Source organism: Natronosalvus amylolyticus, assembly GCF_024298845.1.
Lineage (GTDB): Archaea > Halobacteriota > Halobacteria > Halobacteriales > Natrialbaceae > Natronosalvus > Natronosalvus amylolyticus.
Genome location: NZ_CP101156.1, coordinates 3,440,243 through 3,455,896, shown reverse-complemented (window position 1 = coordinate 3,455,896; position 15,654 = coordinate 3,440,243). Strand labels below are relative to the sequence as shown.

The window sequence follows — 15,654 nt, the reverse complement described above, 5'->3', positions numbered from 1 at the left end:
CATTCGTGAAGAAGGAGGTATGTACGAGCGTTCGTTCATGGAGGGGACACGTGGCACCCAGGCGGTCGACTGGGAGGAACGAATCGACGTCAAGCGTATGCGCGAAGAACGCAAGGACCGCGCACTCGAGCGACTCCAGGAGACCGAACTCGGGGCCATGTTGCTCGTGTCGGACCCGAACATCCGCTACGTGACGGGGCTGGCGATGACCGGCGGCAGCGGTGCCGACCACTACACCGTGCTCACCGAAAACGGCGACATCATCCACTGGGACACGGCCGACCACGCGAGCAACCAGCGTTTCAACTGTCCCTGGCTGCACGACATCCGGTACGCCTGCCCGGGCCTCGGGAACGTCCCTCGAGCGTCCGGCCGGGACTCCGCGCGCGAGTTCCTCAAATCGAAGATGGCCGACACCGTCGCCACGGCACTCGAAGAGTACGGCGTCGACGGCGAGACGCTCGGCATCGACGTCGCCAACGGCGGCCTCGTGAGCGCGTTCGAGGCGCGCGGAATCGACGTCGATACCAAAACCGTCCCCGCGGTGATGGAAGACGCCCGCAAGGTCAAAACGCGCGACGAGATCGAGTGTCTGCGACAGGTGGCTGCAATCTGTGAAGCCGGGTTCCAGCGGATTACGGAGGAAGCCAAACCCGGCGCGAAAGAGACCGACCTCTGGGGGGCAGCAGCCGAAACCCTCTGGCAGCAGGGCGCGTTCGTCGGCGGCGGCTACGTCACCTCCGGGCCGAACACCTGGCCCAAACACCAGGCCAACACGACCGACCGGATGATCCGCCCCGGCGACCTCGTCTACGCCGATTTCTACAATATCGGCTACCTGGGCTATCGCTCGTGTTACTACCGGACGTTCTCCATGGGCGAGCCTACCCAGGCCCAGCAGGATGCCTACGAAATCGCTCGCGACAACCTGTACGACGTCCTCGAGCGCATCGAACCGGGCGCGACGACCGACGAAATCTGCAAGGGCTTTCCGGACATGGAAGGCGAACACGCCGACTTCTACGACGCTGACGAACACTGGCAGATGACGACCAACCACTGGGGCCACGGTCTCGGCCTGCAGCTGTACGAGGTGCCGCTCATCTGGCGCGGCCTCTCGCCCGACCACCCCATCGAAATCGAGGAAGGGATGACGATGGCAGTCGAGACCCAGGAACCAGCTGAAAACCAGGGTGTCCGCGTCGAGGAGATGGTCGTCGTTCGCGAGAACGGTGTCGAAATCCTCAGCCAGTGGCCGGTCGAGGAGATTACGCGAATCGAGTACTAAGATCGGTTTCAGAAGCGCTCGAGAGTCCGGGAGTTCGGGACCCTCGAGAGTCGCGGTAGCAACTGCAGCGCGCTCGAGCGCATTTTACAGCACTCGACTGCTCGAGGCCTGACACTTTTTCAGGTTCCTCACCGTAACTGGGGCATGGAGTTCGACGTTATTCAGGGCGATATCGCCGCACAGGAAGCCGACGCCCTCGTCAACGCCGCTGGGACGAGTCTGCAGATGGGGTCGGGCGTCGCCGGCGCACTCAAACGTCGCGCAGGCCCGGAAATTAACGAGGAAGCAGTGTCCAAAGGGCCGATTGACCTCGGTGGGGTCGCCGTCACCGACGCCTACGACCTCGAGGCAGAATACGTCATCCACGCTGCGGCGATGCCCCACTACGGCGACGGGAACGCCACGGAAACGAGTATCCGCGAAGCGACCCGAAACAGCCTCGAGCGCGCAGACGAACTCGACTGCCGCTCGCTCGTCCTCCCGGCACTCGGCTGTGGCGTCGCCGGCTTTGCCCTCGAGCGGGGAGCCGAAATCGTCGGCGAAACGATTGCCGAATACGAACCCTCGACCCTCGAGGACGTCCGGTTTATCGCCTACAGCGACGAAGAGTACGAGACGATTCGCTCCGCAGTGGAGGGCCTCGAGTAATCGCTGACGCGACAGTCACAGAGAGCGGTTACTCGAGCACGTTACAAGCAGCCCTGCTACTCGAGTGAGAGGCCGCGAATCTCGACGCTGTTACCTTCTTCAACACGACCGATTATTTCGCCGTCCGTTTCGTCGGCGAACGCTTCCGCATCGTCTTCGGCCAGCGCGACGACGAACCCGGTCCCCATGTTGAACGTGCGGTGCATCTCCTCGTCCGACACGTTTCCTTGCTCCTGGACGAATTCGAAGATGGGTTGGGCAGGCAGCGGGTTGTCGATGACGTACTTTCGCTCACCCATCCGGAGCAGGTTGGTCCACCCGCCGCCGGTGATGTGGGCCGCCGCGCGAACCTCGTGTCGTCGAATCGGGTCCAGCAGGTAGGTGTAGAGACGGGTTGGACGAAGCAGTTCCTCCCCGATGGACACCTCGGGGTCGAGCGGGAACGGGTCCTCGTAATCGTGATTGCGGGTAACGGCCTCTCGAGCCAGCGTCAATCCGTTGGAGTGGATACCGTTGGACGGGACGCCCACGAGTACGTCGCCGACGGCAGCCCCTTCGTTCAGAATCTCGTCTTTGAGCGCCAGTCCCGCACAGGTGCCCGCGAGGTCGAAGCCGGTGATGACGTCCGGCATGACGGCCGTCTCGCCACCGAGCAGCGTGAGATTGGCTTCCTCGAGACCGGTCGCCAGCCCCTGTCCGATCTGCGCCGTCAGGTCGTCGTCCGGTTCGTCGATGGCCAGGTAGTCGACGAAGGCAACGGGTTCGACCCCAGCAGCGACGAGGTCGTTGACGTTCATCGCGATACAGTCGATGCCGATGGTCGAGAAATCCTGGATGGCTTCGGCGACCAGTAGTTTGGTGCCGACGCCGTCGGTCGCGAGCGCGAGATAGCGGTCGCCGATATCGAGCAGGCCCGCGTACTCGGTTTTCATCCCGCTGCCGAACGCCTCGAGCAGCGCCGCGGTCGCGTCCTCGCTGGCGTCGATGTCGACGCCAGTCCCCGCGTACGTCAGCCCCGCAGCGTCGTCAGCCTCCCCGTTCGAACCGGTGTCGTCCGCCTCGTTAGTCATGCTCGAGAGACCTCGCGGTGAGGGCAAAAGGGCACCGGTCCGTTATCGAACCGGAACGCCACTCACGACGCGGTCGGAGACCGACGAACGGAACCTCAAAACGGCGAGGAGAGGTGCGCTTTCGGTATCGCGTTCCGAACCGTCACCAGCGGGTCGACCACCTGACTGATCTCGAGACCACCGGCCAAACTCGAGAACATGTAGGCCTCGGTTTCGTCGAATCCGTGTTCGGCCACGAGCAAGTCGATCAGGTCCCAGTTGGCGAGTTCGCACGCCTCCTCGAGCGTCTCCGCGCTGGCCACGGTTTTCCAGGCGTCGGCCGTCTCGAGTAGCGGTCTCGAGATGTCTACGGTCGATTCTTCGATAATCTCGAGGGTAACGTCGATCTCGGTGGCGATTTCCGCACCAGTCCCGCACATCTCGCCGTCGGCCATCGCCGCTTTACAGTCGCCCATCGCGAGCAACCCGCCGGGCTGGTTGACAGGGAAGTAGACCGTGGTCCCGGTCGTGATATCTGTTGTATCGAGGTTGCCGCCGTGGTCATGGGGCACGAGCGTGCTGTACCCCGCCTCGTTATCGCGGGTGGCGACGCCGATCGTTCCGATGACGGGGTCGACCGGCACCTCGCGATCACCGAACTCGAGCGTGCCGTCTTCGATGGGCGTCATCCTCGAGCGCGGGGCTTCGATTCGCTCGTGGCCGTCGAGTAGGCCAAAACCGCCGAGCGTGACGACCCGCCCTGCCGGTTCAGTGAGCCGAATGTCGTCGATGTGGACGGCGAGAACGTCACCAGGTGTCGCCCCGTCGACGGCGATCGGTCCCGTCGCGGCGTTTACCTCCTCGGGAACGGCCTCGAGGAGGTCGTCGTCATCCATGACGGCTCCCTCGAGGCTATCGGCCGTTTCAACGGTGATCGAATCGCCCGATTCGATGGTAAGAGCGGCCTCGAGGTCGGGGGTGAACTCGTAAATTTTGCTATCGTCGTAGCTGAGGGTCTGGCCCATGCGTACGAGTATCCTCGCCAACGGTATCAATCTCGGGCAGGCGGAAAACGCCGCGTCACCCGACCTCTCGGGGAGGTGCCTCCGGTCTCAAAACTGGAGTCCAAACTCGAGCAAGAACAGCGCGAGCAAACCGAGACAGGTCGCGAACGTGAGCGCGAACACGGACTTACTCCAGGTGAGGACGGATTTGCCGTCGAGCGGCCCGAACGGGATCATGTTGAACGCGGCCAGGAACAGGTTGATCAATACACCCATGTAGCCGATTCGCTCGAGCAGGCCACCACCGAGGATCGAGCCGAACAGCATAATTGGAAGGAAAACACCAGCCAGCGCCACGTTCGTCACGGGTCCTGCGACGGAGATGAGGCCGTTCTCTCGAGGCGTAATGCGCCCGCGGTGATAGACGGCACCGGGTGCAGCAAACAGGAAACCGATGAGCGCGCTCATGATCGCCAGAAACAGCATCTGGTAGTCGGCGCGAAACTCCGCTAGTTGGCCGAAGTGAATCGCGACCACCTTGTGGGCGAGTTCGTGTAACAGGAACGCAACACCGACGGTCACGAAGCTCAGACCGATCATCGTCACGAAGCCACCGACGGTGCCGATGCCGCGGTGGATCGGTGCCAAGAGCAGGGCAAACGCGACACTCAGGACGACCCAGGCGATAGCCAGGTCGAGCAGTTCCTTCTCACTAAACGACAACGGGGACTGATTTGCGTAACTCATGTCAGGATATCACGGATCAACTCGAGGCTGTTTCGCGCACCCTCGAACAGTTCGGCCATGAGGGCGTCGACGCTGCCGAGTTCGCCACCAGCCAGCCACGGCAAGACGAACAGGACGAACAGGAACGTGGCGATCATGCTGCCGACGTTCGTCAGCGCGACGATCATGATGAGACGGAACAACGGCACGTCGAACATCTGCTCGAGGGAATCCGAAACCGGCTGTGTGGTGTCGCCCGCAATCTCGTTCAGGCGGCTGATGTCGGTGACGTTGACCGGTCGGTATCGGAGTTCGACGTACCCGGCGAACCAGCCGGGTGCGAGCAGCGGGTTGATGCTGGTGAGCCAGGCAACGGCCCCGCCGACGGCCGCGCTCGTCCAGCGTGCCCCGGCGAGTCGTGCGAGCGAAAAGGCGAACACACCGTTGAACGCCACCCACGCGAGGAACAACTGGAGCAAGAAGACGTCCCGTACGCCAGCCATCAACAGCAGGCCGAAGAAGGCGAAGAAGCCGACCATGATGAGATAGCCGAACACTTTGGTAATCGAAAACCGGCGACTCGAGGCCGTTCCGGTGAGCGACTCCATCGGTGGGAGGCTCTCAGGGTCGGCCAGATAGCGTTCGATACCCGCTTTGTGTCCGGCACCGACGACTGCTAACACGTCGTAGCCCTGCTCGCGCAGGACGTGCAGTTTGTGGGCGATGAAGGCGTCCCGTTCGTCGATAAGCGCGTTCGCCCCGCGCGGACTGAACCGGCGAAACTCCTCCATCATGGCCGCGACGACGTCGCCATCGGTCATCTCCTCGATATCGATCTCCTCGACGCCCTCGACGTCAGCCGTCAGTGTATCCAGGGTGAAGCCAACGAGGACGCCGAGTGTCGCGCCGATGCCGAGCCCGGCGACACCACCAACGGTCCCCCGCAGGGTTAGCCCGCCACTGCTCTCGAAGGTTCCCGCACTGAACGGCCCGACGAACATTTCGGTCGCGACCAGCCCAACCATTGCGACAATGCCCAGAACCCCGCCGAGCAGCATTCGTAGACTCGAGCCGCTGAGGAGCCCGTTCGTATACTGACTCGCATCCTCGAGTGAGGGCAAGAACAGTAAGCCGACGAATAGACCACCCAACAGGCCAATCCCGACCGCACCGACGTACTGGAGCGTCGTCGGATCGGTCACGCCGAGTGCGAGCGTGTCCTCGAGGCCGACCCAGCCAGCGGCGAACGCACCGAAGCCGAGACCCACGAGGAGCCCGATAACGGAACCGAACGCGATAGAAAGCGTCCGCGGATCGGTGATTCCCAGGGCGAGTCCGCCGACCATCTTGAGTTTTTCCGTAAACGAGAGTCGCGTCCAGAAGCGCTGAATCGTAACCTGGATGTCCCGGTCGACCAGCGCGAGGCCGAGGCCGTTTCGCTCGGCGGCGTCGATAGCGGCCCGCATATCTGCGCCCGGTTCGACGTCGAAGCGCTCGCCGAGTCGTGACTGGACGTACGAGAGCATCCAGTAGGCCAGAAACTGAAAGACGGTGTTTCCGCTCAGGAGGTCTTTCGCCTCGATATCGTCGGGCGTCCCCCCTTGCATCTGCCGGTAGCGACCTTCGTCGAGTTCCACCGCGACGATGTCCGGTTGTTCCCGGTCGACCGTCTCGGTCACCTCCTCGACGCTCGCCTGGGAGACGTGAGCCGTTCCGAGAACTTCGACGGAGCCACGGCCATCACCCGCTGGCTCCGGTGGGTCTGGAACGGTCGCGTCACCTGCATCGCTCATTGTCGGTCCAACTCGGTCACGGCTTTTACCAGTATCGAAGCGTCCATACACCTCACGTTCGCCCGTAGTCCTCGTTCAGAGCCGGTATATCGAGCAGGAGGATCGAAAAGACGAGAACGAACACGGTCAAGCCGGTGAGTCGAAAAGTTAGGCCATCGGCAACACCAGCGAGTAGCCAGGCAACGACGAGGAAACCGGCAAGAATGACGACGCTCGCGAGAACTCCGCCCGTCACGCCGAGCCAGCGAAACAGGATCGTCTGTCGAAGCAACAGTTCTCGTGGATAGGTTCCCCGCGGCTTTTGTTACCATCGGTCCCCCGACTCCCAGACCGAGTTCCCGCGACCGCGTAATCGAAAGAAACTGATTCGCCGAGCAGAAAGATCAGGGGATGCCAACGCTACAGGAAACGCTGATCGAGAACCGGGAGATGGTCCAGCCAAATCACGCGAACAACCTCGAGACGGCCCACGGAGGGAACGTTATGCTGTGGATGGACGAGATCGGGGCGATGGCGGCGATGCGATTTTCGGGCGAAACTTGCGTGACCGCTGGCGTCGATCAGATGGACTTTCGGCGGCCGATTCTGGTCGGCGACGTCGCGTTCATCTCGGCGTACGTCTACGAGACGGGTCGGACGACGTCGAAAGTCCGGATTCGCGCCTACCGGGAAGACCTGCGAACGGGCGAACGTGAGAAAACGACCGAATCGGTGTTCACGTTCGTCGCCATCGACGAAAACCGGAAACCGACCCCAGTCCCCGAACTGACAATCGAGAGCGAAGAAGGCGAACGGCTCTATCAGGAAGCCCTCGAGTACGAGTCAGATACAGTGTAGGGACGCGACCAGTCGTTCACGCTCGAAAGCACAATTTCTCACTCGAATCGAATCCGTTCACTCTGCGGGTCGATTTCGACGTGGCCACCGATCGGGATTGGAACGGTCGGGTAGGCGTGCCCGAACTCGAGTCCCTGTACCACCGGTGCATCGGAATTGTACTCCTCGAGAACGGCTTCGATCACCGACCGCTGTTGCTCGCGATACGCTTCGCGCCACTCGGGTGGCCGATCCTCGAGGTGGGTGCGAGCGGGCGGTCGTCCGACCAGGACGCCCGAAAACTGCTCGAGGAGGCCGCGTTCACCCAGCGCGCGCAACACGCCAACAACCCACGCCGAGTCGGGAATTTCTTCGGAGGTCTCGAGTGCCAGGATGGTCCCCTCGAGGCGCTCTTCGTCCGGAAGATACCGTCCTGCCAGAAACTGCTGGTCGATGATCTCGAGACAGCCACCCCAGACCCGACCAGAGACGGGGTCTGACCCGCCAGACCAGTGCCAGCCGGGACTCGGTTCGGTCTCGCGGGACTCCTCGAGGGCGGCCGGCTCAACCCAGTTCCCCGGCTGGTCGGTGAATCGGTCCGCTGGCTCGAGTTCGCCCATGGAGTCGCCGAAAAACGCACGTTCGGTGTGCTCGACGGTGTGCTCGAACATCTCGCCGTCCATCGCCAGTTCGAGCATGACCGCGGGGCCGTAAAACGAGACGACGCCGAGATTCCACAGGTACAGTGCGAGGTTCGTGTTGTCGCTGTAGCCGAAAAACCGGGTCGGGTTCGACCGAAGCACTTCGGGGTCGAGGTGCTCGAGCATCCGTATCTGGTCGTTTCCGCCGATAACTGCGATGACGCCGCTGATATCGGGGTCCCGAAAGGCGTCGTGAATGTCGCTGGCACGGGCCTCGGGGTTAGCGTACAGTTCGTCGTTGTTCATCCCGGTGGTCGGAAACTCGACCGGTTCGAGACCGAACACACTCTCGAGACGGTCGAGCCCCAGTTCGTAGACGTGCGGTGCCTCGAGCGATGGATTCGAGGCGGACGCGACGATCGCGACCTGGTCGCCGCGCTCGAGAGACGGTGGCATGATGAACTCGGCTTCCTCGTGAGGTCTGGACATTCGTCACTGTCGGTGTTCGGTCACTCGGGATTTATACCGTTTGGTGGAATGAGGGTTCCTCACACGGGCCAGTTCACGTTAGTAGGGGAAGCGTTCAGGCCCCCTCGAGGAGAGGGTGTCGTATGACTATCTGGGCGCTCGGCGACCAGCTCGCACTCGAGTACGGCCCGCTGGCTGAGGCAGACCCGAATCACGACCGCGTCCTCATGGTCGAAGCAACGGAGTTTGCCCGTCGACACCGGTACCACAGCCAGAAACTCACCCTCGTGTTCGCGGCAATGCGACAGTTCCGTGATCGGCTCCGGCGTGAAGGGTTCGAGGTCGACTACCGGCAGACGGCGACGTTTGAGAACGCACTCGATTCACATTTCGCTTCTCACCCGGGTGACCGTCTGATCTGTATGGAACCGCCGAGTCACGGTGCTGGCGACCGTCTCCAGAGGCTCGTCGAATCGCACGGTGGGACGCTCGAGCGACGCCATCACGAGGGGTTTCTGTGCTCTCGTGCGGCGTTCGACGAGTGGGCCGGCCCCGATGCCGACTCGTTTCGACACGAATCGTTCTATCGGTGGATGCGTCGAAAAACGGGCTACCTGATGGATGGCGACGAACCCGTCGGCGGCGAGTGGAACTTCGACGAGGACAATCGGGCGTTCCCCCGACCGGAATACGCGTTCAGCGACCCGCGTCGGTTCCAACCCGACGACCTGACGCAAGCGACCCTCGAGTGGGTCGAGTCCACCTTCGAAACCTGGGGCGAGCCGGAACCGTTCGAGTGGCCCGTCACGAGAGCGCAAGCGCTGGACGCACGCGATCACTTCATCTCGAAGCGGTTGCCCCGGTTCGGGCCGTACCAGGACGCGATGGTCGAGCGCTCGTGGGCCGGCGAACACGCACTGCTCTCGCCCGCGCTCAACCTCGGCTTGCTCCATCCGCGCGAACTCATCGACCCCGCCATCGAGGCCTACGAAAAGGGGGGCGTTCCCCTCGAGAGTGTCGAAGGCTTCCTGCGGCAGGTCCTCGGCTGGCGAGAGTTCGTCAGACACGTCTACCGACGCGCAATGCCGGAGCTAGCGACGGCAAACGCCCTCGAGGCGAACCGCGAGTTGCCGTCGTTCTACTGGGATGGCGAAACGAAGATGAACTGCCTCGAGACGGCGGTCGGCCGCGTCCGAAAGCGAGGCTACGGACACCACATCGAGCGTCTGATGCTCCTCTCGAATTTCGCCCTGCTGTACGGCGTCGAGCCTCAGGCGCTCAACCGCTGGTTTCACCTCGCGTACGTCGACGCCTACCACTGGGTGACGACCCCGAACGTGATCGGGATGGGATTGTTTGCGAGCGACGCGCTCTCGACGAAACCCTACGCCGCGAGTGCGAACTACGTCGACCGAATGAGCGACTACTGTGCCGACTGCCCCTACGATCCTGACCAGACGGTGGGAGAGCAGGCCTGCCCGTTCAACGCGCTGTACTGGGACTTTCTCGAGCGAAACGAGGATCGACTCGGTGACAACCACCGAATGGGACTCGTCTACCATCACCTCCAGAACAAGGACGAGACTGAGCGGACCGCGATCCACGAGCGGGCCGAGCGGATTCGAAATCGAACTCGACAGGGTTCGATTTGAATGACCCCGGCGCGACTCCGTTGCCCTTATGCCTCAGTTAGTATCTCCTCGAGTTCCGCCAGCGACTCGAGGACGTAGTCCGGTTCGACCGGGAGGTCGCCGTTAGCCGCCCGTTCGTTCGAGGTGATCCCTGTCGTCACCAACGCGGTGTCCATCCCCGCACGCGTCCCGAGTTCGATGTCCGTATCCGGTCGGTCGCCGACGATGAGCGTCCGTTCAGGCGCCGTCTCGAGACGCTGTAGCGCCGTCGCCGCGGCAATGCTCGAAGGTTTGCCGAGTATTGCATCCACCTCACGACCCGCAATTGCCTCCATCGCCGCAATGATCGCTCCCGACCCCGGTTGCAAGCCGGTTTCGGTCGGAATGGTCACGTCAGGGTCGGTGCCGTAGAATGCATCGGCCGCTTCGAGTGCCCCGACCGATGCGCTCAGTTCGTCGTAGGTCAATCCCCGGTCTATCGAACCGAGAACGATCGCTGCCGATTTCGGGTCGTCAGTTACCTCGAGGGACGCCGACTCGAGTAGTTCCCGGAGCCGATCTTCACCGACCAGATAGATCGGGTCATCCGGATGTGTTACCGAGAGATAGTCGACGCTCACGCTCGCGGAAGTGAGGACGAACTCGGGGTCGACCACGATATCGTGTTTTCCCAGTCGGTCGGCGTAGTGTTCGCCACCGCGCGTCGGGTTGTTCGAAAAGAGAAGACGTTGACACCCGGTATCGTCGATCGCCCGAAGCCCGTCGACTGCGCCCGGAAGCACTTGCTCGCCGCGAACGAGCGTGCCGTCGACATCGAGAATAACCGCCTCGTACGCACTCATAGCCAGTACTAAGGACGCAACCGGGTTGAGCGTTCGGTTCCGGGCGAACGAGGCAGCGACGTCGACTGCCGACTCGGGCGAGGCAAACGAATCCTTATCCGCTATCCGGACCTATCCCCGGTCATGACGCTCGAGGTCGAAGCCCCCGCCCCACCGGAACTGGAGTTCGTCGATCCGAACGAATACGAAGACGCCACGATCGCCGGCAACCCTGACGACATCGACTATCGCCGAGAGGAACTGCAAGCGTTTCTCGAAGAAGGTGCCTGGGAAGAATCGTTCGAGGAGTGGCGCGCTGACACCGACCTCGAGGAAGACGAATTTCGGATTGCAACCGACCTCGAGTTGTTCTCGAAGTTCGATTTCTTCTGGGATGACTTTGCAGACCGCGTGGGCTATCACGCCCCCGGCATCCCGGAAGACTGGCGCGAACGCGAGTACCACCCCGAACTCGATTCCTGGGGAACGGTGTCTGGGATCAACGCGGAGTTAACCGAGTTCGGCCAACTCGTCTGCGTCCGCCTGAAAGAACACTACATCGACTGGGAAGCGTCGTACGAACCGCCAGAAGATCTGCCTGATTTCGACTGACCAGGAACGTCGCCGCTGGCTTATTCTCGCGGAACGGCGACGTTGTGAACGGGACCACCGCAGGCCGGACACCGACCAGGCCTCGAGTCGGTATGCTCACGGAAACTACACTCGTAGCACTCCACGTCGTATCTGGTCGGTGTGTATGGATCTGATCGGACCATGTTGTGTGTGGGCACCGAACAGGCACTAACCCTTTTGCTGAAAGAATATGTATATACTGGGCGGGATTGTGTACACACCGAGCGTATAGTTGTCGTATTATTCCGGACAAATGGCGACAATAGCGAGTGTTTCTGGACGGTCGTCCTCTCGGATAACTTCGAAGCCGGCCGACTCGAGGCCCCGACGCACATCGCTAATGGAAAACCGTTCGTCGACAGAGGGCCCGTCTTCGCCCTGCCCGTCAGCCGACCAGTCGACGGTGACGAGTCGGCCACCCGGTCGAATCACGCGAGCGAGTTCGGCGAGTGCCTCGTCGTGAAACGAGTCGGTTGTCCCCTCGAATGACCGAATCGCCGGATCCGAAAATTCGTGGTAGGTCATCGTCGAAAAGGCCCCGTCGAGATGGTCGTCGGGGAACGGTAGCGAATCGATACCGGAGGTCACACACTCGACGTTTTCAGGGAGTCCCTTTTCGCGGTAGGCGTCGTGCATCGCCGACTGGACGTCGACGGCATAACAGGTGCCGGTAAACGGGGCAACGTCGTCGGTGTAAAAGCCCGTTCCAGAGCCCAGATCCGCGACCGTCGGACCGTCCTGGCCCTCGATGTCGAGCATCGAAATCAGTTCCTCCCGCGAGCAGTAGCGGTATCGCGATGGATCTTCGAGGGCGTCGGCTCGTTCGACCGGGAAGGTGTGAAAGCCGCCCATTAGCGGACCTCTGGAGCGACCTCTTCGCCCAGTCGATAGATACAGTCACACATTGCGTCGGGATCGGTGCCGGGATGGTAGGTTCGGAAGATCATGTGGATGTCATCCCCGAGCGCCTCTCGGTAGGTCTCGAGTTCAGCCGTCACTTCTTCGGGCGTCCCAAAGATGGCTTCGGATTTCAGTTCGGCCTTCCGTTCTTCCGACAGTTCGTCGACCGGCTCACCGCTAAAAATCTCGGCGTACCGGCGCTGGATGTAGAAGTAACCGTCTCGCATCGTTTCCCAGGCCGCCTCCCGGGAGTCCCCGACGAAACCGTGTTTAATCACGTAGATGGTGAAATCGCCGTCGATGCCCTCGTCTTCGCGAACGGAACGAATGTCCTCGACGCGTTTCTCGAGGCCCGGAAGCGAGAGCGAAGACGGCGCACACCAGGCGTCCGCTGTTCTGGCCGCCCGTCTTACGGCGGGTTTCGCCTTTCCGCCCAGCATAATTGGAACGTCATTTTCGGGTTTCGGCGTTACGCTGACGTCCGGCGAAACGTCGTGAAACTGCGCGTCGTACTCGAGCGGACCGGCCGACCAGGCGTTGCGACACAGGTCGATCTGGTCCTCGAGGCGGTCGACGCGCTCATCGCGGGGCACTCCGAAGGCGTCGAACTCTCGCGGGTTCGAACCGATAGCGAGACCGAGGGTGAGTCGACCGTCGGCGAGTAGATCGACGGTGGCTGCGTCTTCGGCGAGACGAACGCCGTCGTACAGTGGTGCGAGCGCGATGCAGGTGCCGATTTCGATTTCCTCGGTCACGCCGGCAAGCGCCCCGAGCGTTGGCATGGTCGCCGAGAGATAGCCGTCCTCGGCGAAGTGATGTTCGGAGACCCAGGCGCTGTCCAATCCGGCATCTTCGATGGCCTCGCCCAGTTCGAGTACGTCCTGGTAGAGATCGGTCATCGAACGATCATCGTCCGGTCGTTGCTGACAGGTGAACAACCCGGTGCCCAGTTCCATGTCGCAAAATTTGCGCGAGGTTGTAAAGTCGTTTCTAGAAAATCTCGAACCGAGTATAATGTATCCCGTCGGAGATATCATCGAGCCCCGAGAACACGCTCCTCGAGACTGACCCATCGGTGCTACTCGAGCGGGTCCAACGCACGACGAAAAATCCGCGCGCGGTGACGGCGAGGGCAACGTTTATCGGCGTTATACTCGAACCATTGCAGTAGCATGAGTGATGATAACACTGCAGAGAGCGACGGTGACACGGATGGGGGCCTCGAGGCGCGACTTACCGAGGGGGAGACCTACGAACCACCACAGACGTTCGTCGAGCAAGCAAATGTTAACGATCCGGCGATTTACGACGAGTTCGAAGAGCACTGGCCCGAGTGCTGGGAACGAGCCGCCGATCTGGTCTCGTGGTCCGAAGAGTACGACACGGTCCTCGAGGAGGATGATGCACCGTTCTACCGATGGTTCACCGGCGGCGAGCTCAACGCGTCGTACAACTGTCTGGACCGCCACGTCGAGGAGGGGCGAAAGAACCAGGCAGCGATCAAGTGGGAGGGCGAACTCGGCGAGACGCGCACCTACACGTACGGCGACCTGCTGAACGAGGTCGAGGCGTTCGCCGCCGGATTGCGGGAGCTGGGCGTCGAGGAGGACGACGTCGTCACGCTGTACATGCCGATGATCCCCGAACTCCCGATCGCGATGCTGGCGTGTGCGCGCCTCGGCGCGCCGCATTCGGTCGTCTTCGGCGGCTTCTCGGCTGATGCGCTGGCGACGCGGATGAACGCGGCAGACAGCGAGTATCTGGTCACCTGTGACGGCTACTACCGCCGTGGCGACGCGCTCAACCACAAAGAAAAGGCCGACAAAGGCCTCCGTGGAGTCGATCACGACGTCCAGACCGTCGTCGTCGACCGGCTTGGTGACGAACTCCAGCACTTCCTCGGTGCGGCGGCACACGATTACGGCGAACTCGTGGCCGCCCACGAGGGCGCATCGGTCGAGCCGGTCGCTCGAGACGCCGAAGACATGCTGTTTTTGATGTACACGTCGGGGACGACGGGGCAGCCGAAGGGCGTCAAGCACACGACGGGGGGCTACCTCTCGTACGCGGCGTGGACGAGCCACTCGGTTCTGGACATCAAACCGGAGGACACCTACTGGTGTGCGGCCGACATCGGCTGGATTACGGGCCACAGCTACATCGTTTACGGGCCGCTGACGCTCGGGACGACGACGATGATGTACGAGGGCACGCCGGACTACCCCGAGAAAGACCGCCTGTGGGAACTCATCGAGAAAAATCGCGTCGACATCTTCTACACCGCACCGACGGCCATCCGCGCGTTCATGAAATGGGGCAAACAGTACCCCGAAAGCCACGACCTCTCGAGTCTTCGCCTGCTCGGCACCGTAGGCGAGCCGATCAACCCCCGCGCGTGGCAGTGGTACTACGACACCATCGGTGGCGGCGAGTGTCCGGTCGTCGACACCTGGTGGCAGACCGAAACCGGCGGCATGATGATCACCACGCTTCCCGGCATCGGGGAGATGAAACCCGGCGCGGCCGGACCGCCACTGCCGGGTGTCGACGCGAGGATCGTCGACGCCGCTGGCAACGATGTCGATCCCGGAAACGCCGGCTACCTGACCGTCCAGAAACCCTGGCCCGGCATGCTTCGGACCTTGTACAACAACGACGACCGCTTTCTCAGCGAGTACTGGCGCGAGTACTCCGACGAAGACGCCGACAGCTGGGTGTACTTCCCCGAAGACGGTGCGAAAGTCGACGAGGACGGCTACATCACCATCCTCGGACGCGTCGACGACGTGATCAACGTCTCCGGCCACCGTCTCGGGACGATGGAGATCGAAAGCGCCATCGTCGGCGTCGAAGGGGTCGCCGAAGCCGCCGTCGTCGGCGGCGACCACGACGTCAAGGGGAAAGCGGTGTACGCCTACGTCATCCTCGAGGACGGCCAGGAGCCAACGGATGGTATGTACGACCGAATTATCTCGGGCGTCGAAGACGGCATCGGGCCAATTGCCCGTCCGGAAGACGTGATCTTCACCCCGGAACTGCCGAAAACCCGCTCGGGCAAAATCATGCGCCGCCTCCTCGAAGACATCGCTTCCGGCAACGAACTGGGCAACACCTCGACGCTCCGGAACCCCGAAATCGTCGATGAGATAGCAGAACAGGTCAAAGAGAGCAACTAGGGACTGACGTTTCCTTTCGGGGAGGTAATCGAAAGTGCCCGTCAACTCGAGCACGGATTA

Annotated in this window: 16 protein-coding genes; 6 read left to right on the top strand and 10 right to left on the bottom strand. The window is 62.1% G+C overall.

What is annotated here, in order from left to right:
- Window positions 1-19: 19 nt before the first annotated feature.
- Window positions 20-1,288 carry a M24 family metallopeptidase gene (locus NLK60_RS16115; RefSeq protein ID WP_254808793.1) on the top strand — a complete coding sequence of 423 codons (1,269 nt, stop codon included), beginning with the start codon at window positions 20-22 and terminating at the stop codon, window positions 1,286-1,288.
- Window positions 1,289-1,432: 144 nt separating this feature from the next.
- A complete protein-coding gene (locus tag NLK60_RS16110; protein WP_254808792.1) occupies window positions 1,433-1,936 on the top strand; it encodes a macro domain-containing protein in 504 nt (167 codons plus the stop codon).
- Window positions 1,937-1,992: 56 nt separating this feature from the next.
- Here the strand turns inward: NLK60_RS16110 and purM are convergent, their stop codons facing one another.
- The 5 genes from purM to NLK60_RS16085 all read right to left on the bottom strand — a co-directional run bounded on the left by purM (window position 1,993) and on the right by NLK60_RS16085 (window position 6,779).
- Entirely contained in the window at window positions 1,993-3,006 is a 1,014-nt protein-coding gene (gene purM, locus NLK60_RS16105) for a phosphoribosylformylglycinamidine cyclo-ligase (protein ID WP_254808791.1), read from the bottom strand.
- Between the two features lie 95 nt (window positions 3,007-3,101).
- Entirely contained in the window at window positions 3,102-4,010 is a 909-nt protein-coding gene (locus NLK60_RS16100) for an acetamidase/formamidase family protein (protein WP_254808790.1), read from the bottom strand.
- 87 nt (window positions 4,011-4,097) lie between these two features.
- The gene (locus NLK60_RS16095) at window positions 4,098-4,736 is read right to left on the bottom strand and encodes a zinc metalloprotease (RefSeq protein ID WP_254808789.1); all 639 of its coding nucleotides are present in this window, start codon (window positions 4,734-4,736) and stop codon (window positions 4,098-4,100) included.
- Entirely contained in the window at window positions 4,733-6,508 is a 1,776-nt protein-coding gene (locus NLK60_RS16090) for a TraB/GumN family protein (RefSeq protein WP_254808788.1), read from the bottom strand. The genes NLK60_RS16095 and NLK60_RS16090 overlap by 4 nt, the downstream gene beginning before the upstream one ends.
- Before the next feature lie 52 nt (window positions 6,509-6,560).
- Window positions 6,561-6,779 carry a hypothetical protein gene (locus NLK60_RS16085; RefSeq protein WP_254808787.1) on the bottom strand — a complete coding sequence of 73 codons (219 nt, stop codon included), beginning with the start codon at window positions 6,777-6,779 and terminating at the stop codon, window positions 6,561-6,563.
- Window positions 6,780-6,898: 119 nt separating this feature from the next.
- Between NLK60_RS16085 and NLK60_RS16080 the strand changes: the two genes are divergently transcribed.
- A complete protein-coding gene (locus tag NLK60_RS16080; protein WP_254808786.1) occupies window positions 6,899-7,345 on the top strand; it encodes an acyl-CoA thioesterase in 447 nt (148 codons plus the stop codon).
- Window positions 7,346-7,383: 38 nt separating this feature from the next.
- On the opposite strand, the gene NLK60_RS16075 is transcribed toward NLK60_RS16080, so the two are convergent.
- On the bottom strand, window positions 7,384-8,454 hold the full coding sequence (locus NLK60_RS16075) for a S66 family peptidase (RefSeq protein WP_254808785.1): 1,071 nt from the start codon (window positions 8,452-8,454) through the stop codon (window positions 7,384-7,386).
- A gap of 122 nt (window positions 8,455-8,576) precedes the next feature.
- Between NLK60_RS16075 and NLK60_RS16070 the strand changes: the two genes are divergently transcribed.
- Window positions 8,577-10,085, top strand: a complete 1,509-nt coding sequence (locus tag NLK60_RS16070) for a cryptochrome/photolyase family protein (RefSeq protein ID WP_254808784.1) — start codon at window positions 8,577-8,579, stop codon at window positions 10,083-10,085.
- 26 nt (window positions 10,086-10,111) lie between these two features.
- Here NLK60_RS16070 and NLK60_RS16065 read toward each other — a convergent pair whose 3' ends face one another.
- Complete coding sequence (locus tag NLK60_RS16065; protein WP_254808783.1) at window positions 10,112-10,906, bottom strand: HAD-IIA family hydrolase; 795 nt, start codon at window positions 10,904-10,906, stop codon at window positions 10,112-10,114.
- Between the two features lie 123 nt (window positions 10,907-11,029).
- Between NLK60_RS16065 and NLK60_RS16060 the strand changes: the two genes are divergently transcribed.
- Window positions 11,030-11,497: a DUF7992 family protein gene (locus NLK60_RS16060; protein ID WP_254808782.1), complete on the top strand. Its 468-nt coding sequence runs from the start codon at window positions 11,030-11,032 to the stop codon at window positions 11,495-11,497.
- Window positions 11,498-11,517: 20 nt separating this feature from the next.
- Here the strand turns inward: NLK60_RS16060 and NLK60_RS16055 are convergent, their stop codons facing one another.
- The 3 genes from NLK60_RS16055 to NLK60_RS16045 form a co-directional block, all read right to left on the bottom strand.
- Window positions 11,518-11,661 (bottom strand): rubrerythrin-like domain-containing protein, encoded by a 144-nt coding sequence (locus NLK60_RS16055; RefSeq protein WP_254808781.1) that lies wholly within the window; start codon window positions 11,659-11,661, stop codon window positions 11,518-11,520.
- A gap of 97 nt (window positions 11,662-11,758) precedes the next feature.
- Entirely contained in the window at window positions 11,759-12,370 is a 612-nt protein-coding gene (locus NLK60_RS16050; RefSeq protein ID WP_254808780.1) for a class I SAM-dependent methyltransferase, read from the bottom strand.
- The gene (locus NLK60_RS16045) at window positions 12,370-13,374 is read right to left on the bottom strand and encodes an LLM class flavin-dependent oxidoreductase (protein ID WP_254808779.1); all 1,005 of its coding nucleotides are present in this window, start codon (window positions 13,372-13,374) and stop codon (window positions 12,370-12,372) included. The genes NLK60_RS16050 and NLK60_RS16045 overlap by 1 nt, the downstream gene beginning before the upstream one ends.
- 216 nt (window positions 13,375-13,590) lie before the next feature.
- Between NLK60_RS16045 and acs the strand changes: the two genes are divergently transcribed.
- Entirely contained in the window at window positions 13,591-15,594 is a 2,004-nt protein-coding gene (gene acs, locus NLK60_RS16040; protein ID WP_254808778.1) for an acetate--CoA ligase, read from the top strand.
- Window positions 15,595-15,654 lie beyond the last annotated feature (60 nt).

Excerpts from the sequence above, each read along its gene's own strand:
- NLK60_RS16115 (WP_254808793.1), top strand. The coding sequence starts at position 20 with ATGTACGAGCGTTCGTTCATGGAGGGGACACGTGGCACCCAGGCGGTC.
- NLK60_RS16110 (WP_254808792.1), top strand. The coding sequence starts at position 1,433 with ATGGAGTTCGACGTTATTCAGGGCGATATCGCCGCACAGGAAGCCGAC.
- purM (WP_254808791.1), bottom strand. The coding sequence starts at position 3,006 with ATGACTAACGAGGCGGACGACACCGGTTCGAACGGGGAGGCTGACGAC.
- NLK60_RS16100 (WP_254808790.1), bottom strand. The coding sequence starts at position 4,010 with ATGGGCCAGACCCTCAGCTACGACGATAGCAAAATTTACGAGTTCACC.
- NLK60_RS16095 (WP_254808789.1), bottom strand. The coding sequence starts at position 4,736 with ATGAGTTACGCAAATCAGTCCCCGTTGTCGTTTAGTGAGAAGGAACTG.
- NLK60_RS16090 (WP_254808788.1), bottom strand. The coding sequence starts at position 6,508 with ATGAGCGATGCAGGTGACGCGACCGTTCCAGACCCACCGGAGCCAGCG.
- NLK60_RS16080 (WP_254808786.1), top strand. The coding sequence starts at position 6,899 with ATGCCAACGCTACAGGAAACGCTGATCGAGAACCGGGAGATGGTCCAG.
- NLK60_RS16075 (WP_254808785.1), bottom strand. The coding sequence starts at position 8,454 with ATGTCCAGACCTCACGAGGAAGCCGAGTTCATCATGCCACCGTCTCTC.
- NLK60_RS16070 (WP_254808784.1), top strand. The coding sequence starts at position 8,577 with ATGACTATCTGGGCGCTCGGCGACCAGCTCGCACTCGAGTACGGCCCG.
- NLK60_RS16065 (WP_254808783.1), bottom strand. The coding sequence starts at position 10,906 with ATGAGTGCGTACGAGGCGGTTATTCTCGATGTCGACGGCACGCTCGTT.
- NLK60_RS16060 (WP_254808782.1), top strand. The coding sequence starts at position 11,030 with ATGACGCTCGAGGTCGAAGCCCCCGCCCCACCGGAACTGGAGTTCGTC.
- NLK60_RS16055 (WP_254808781.1), bottom strand. The coding sequence starts at position 11,661 with ATGGTCCGATCAGATCCATACACACCGACCAGATACGACGTGGAGTGC.
- NLK60_RS16050 (WP_254808780.1), bottom strand. The coding sequence starts at position 12,370 with ATGGGCGGCTTTCACACCTTCCCGGTCGAACGAGCCGACGCCCTCGAA.
- NLK60_RS16045 (WP_254808779.1), bottom strand. The coding sequence starts at position 13,374 with ATGGAACTGGGCACCGGGTTGTTCACCTGTCAGCAACGACCGGACGAT.
- acs (WP_254808778.1), top strand. The coding sequence starts at position 13,591 with ATGAGTGATGATAACACTGCAGAGAGCGACGGTGACACGGATGGGGGC.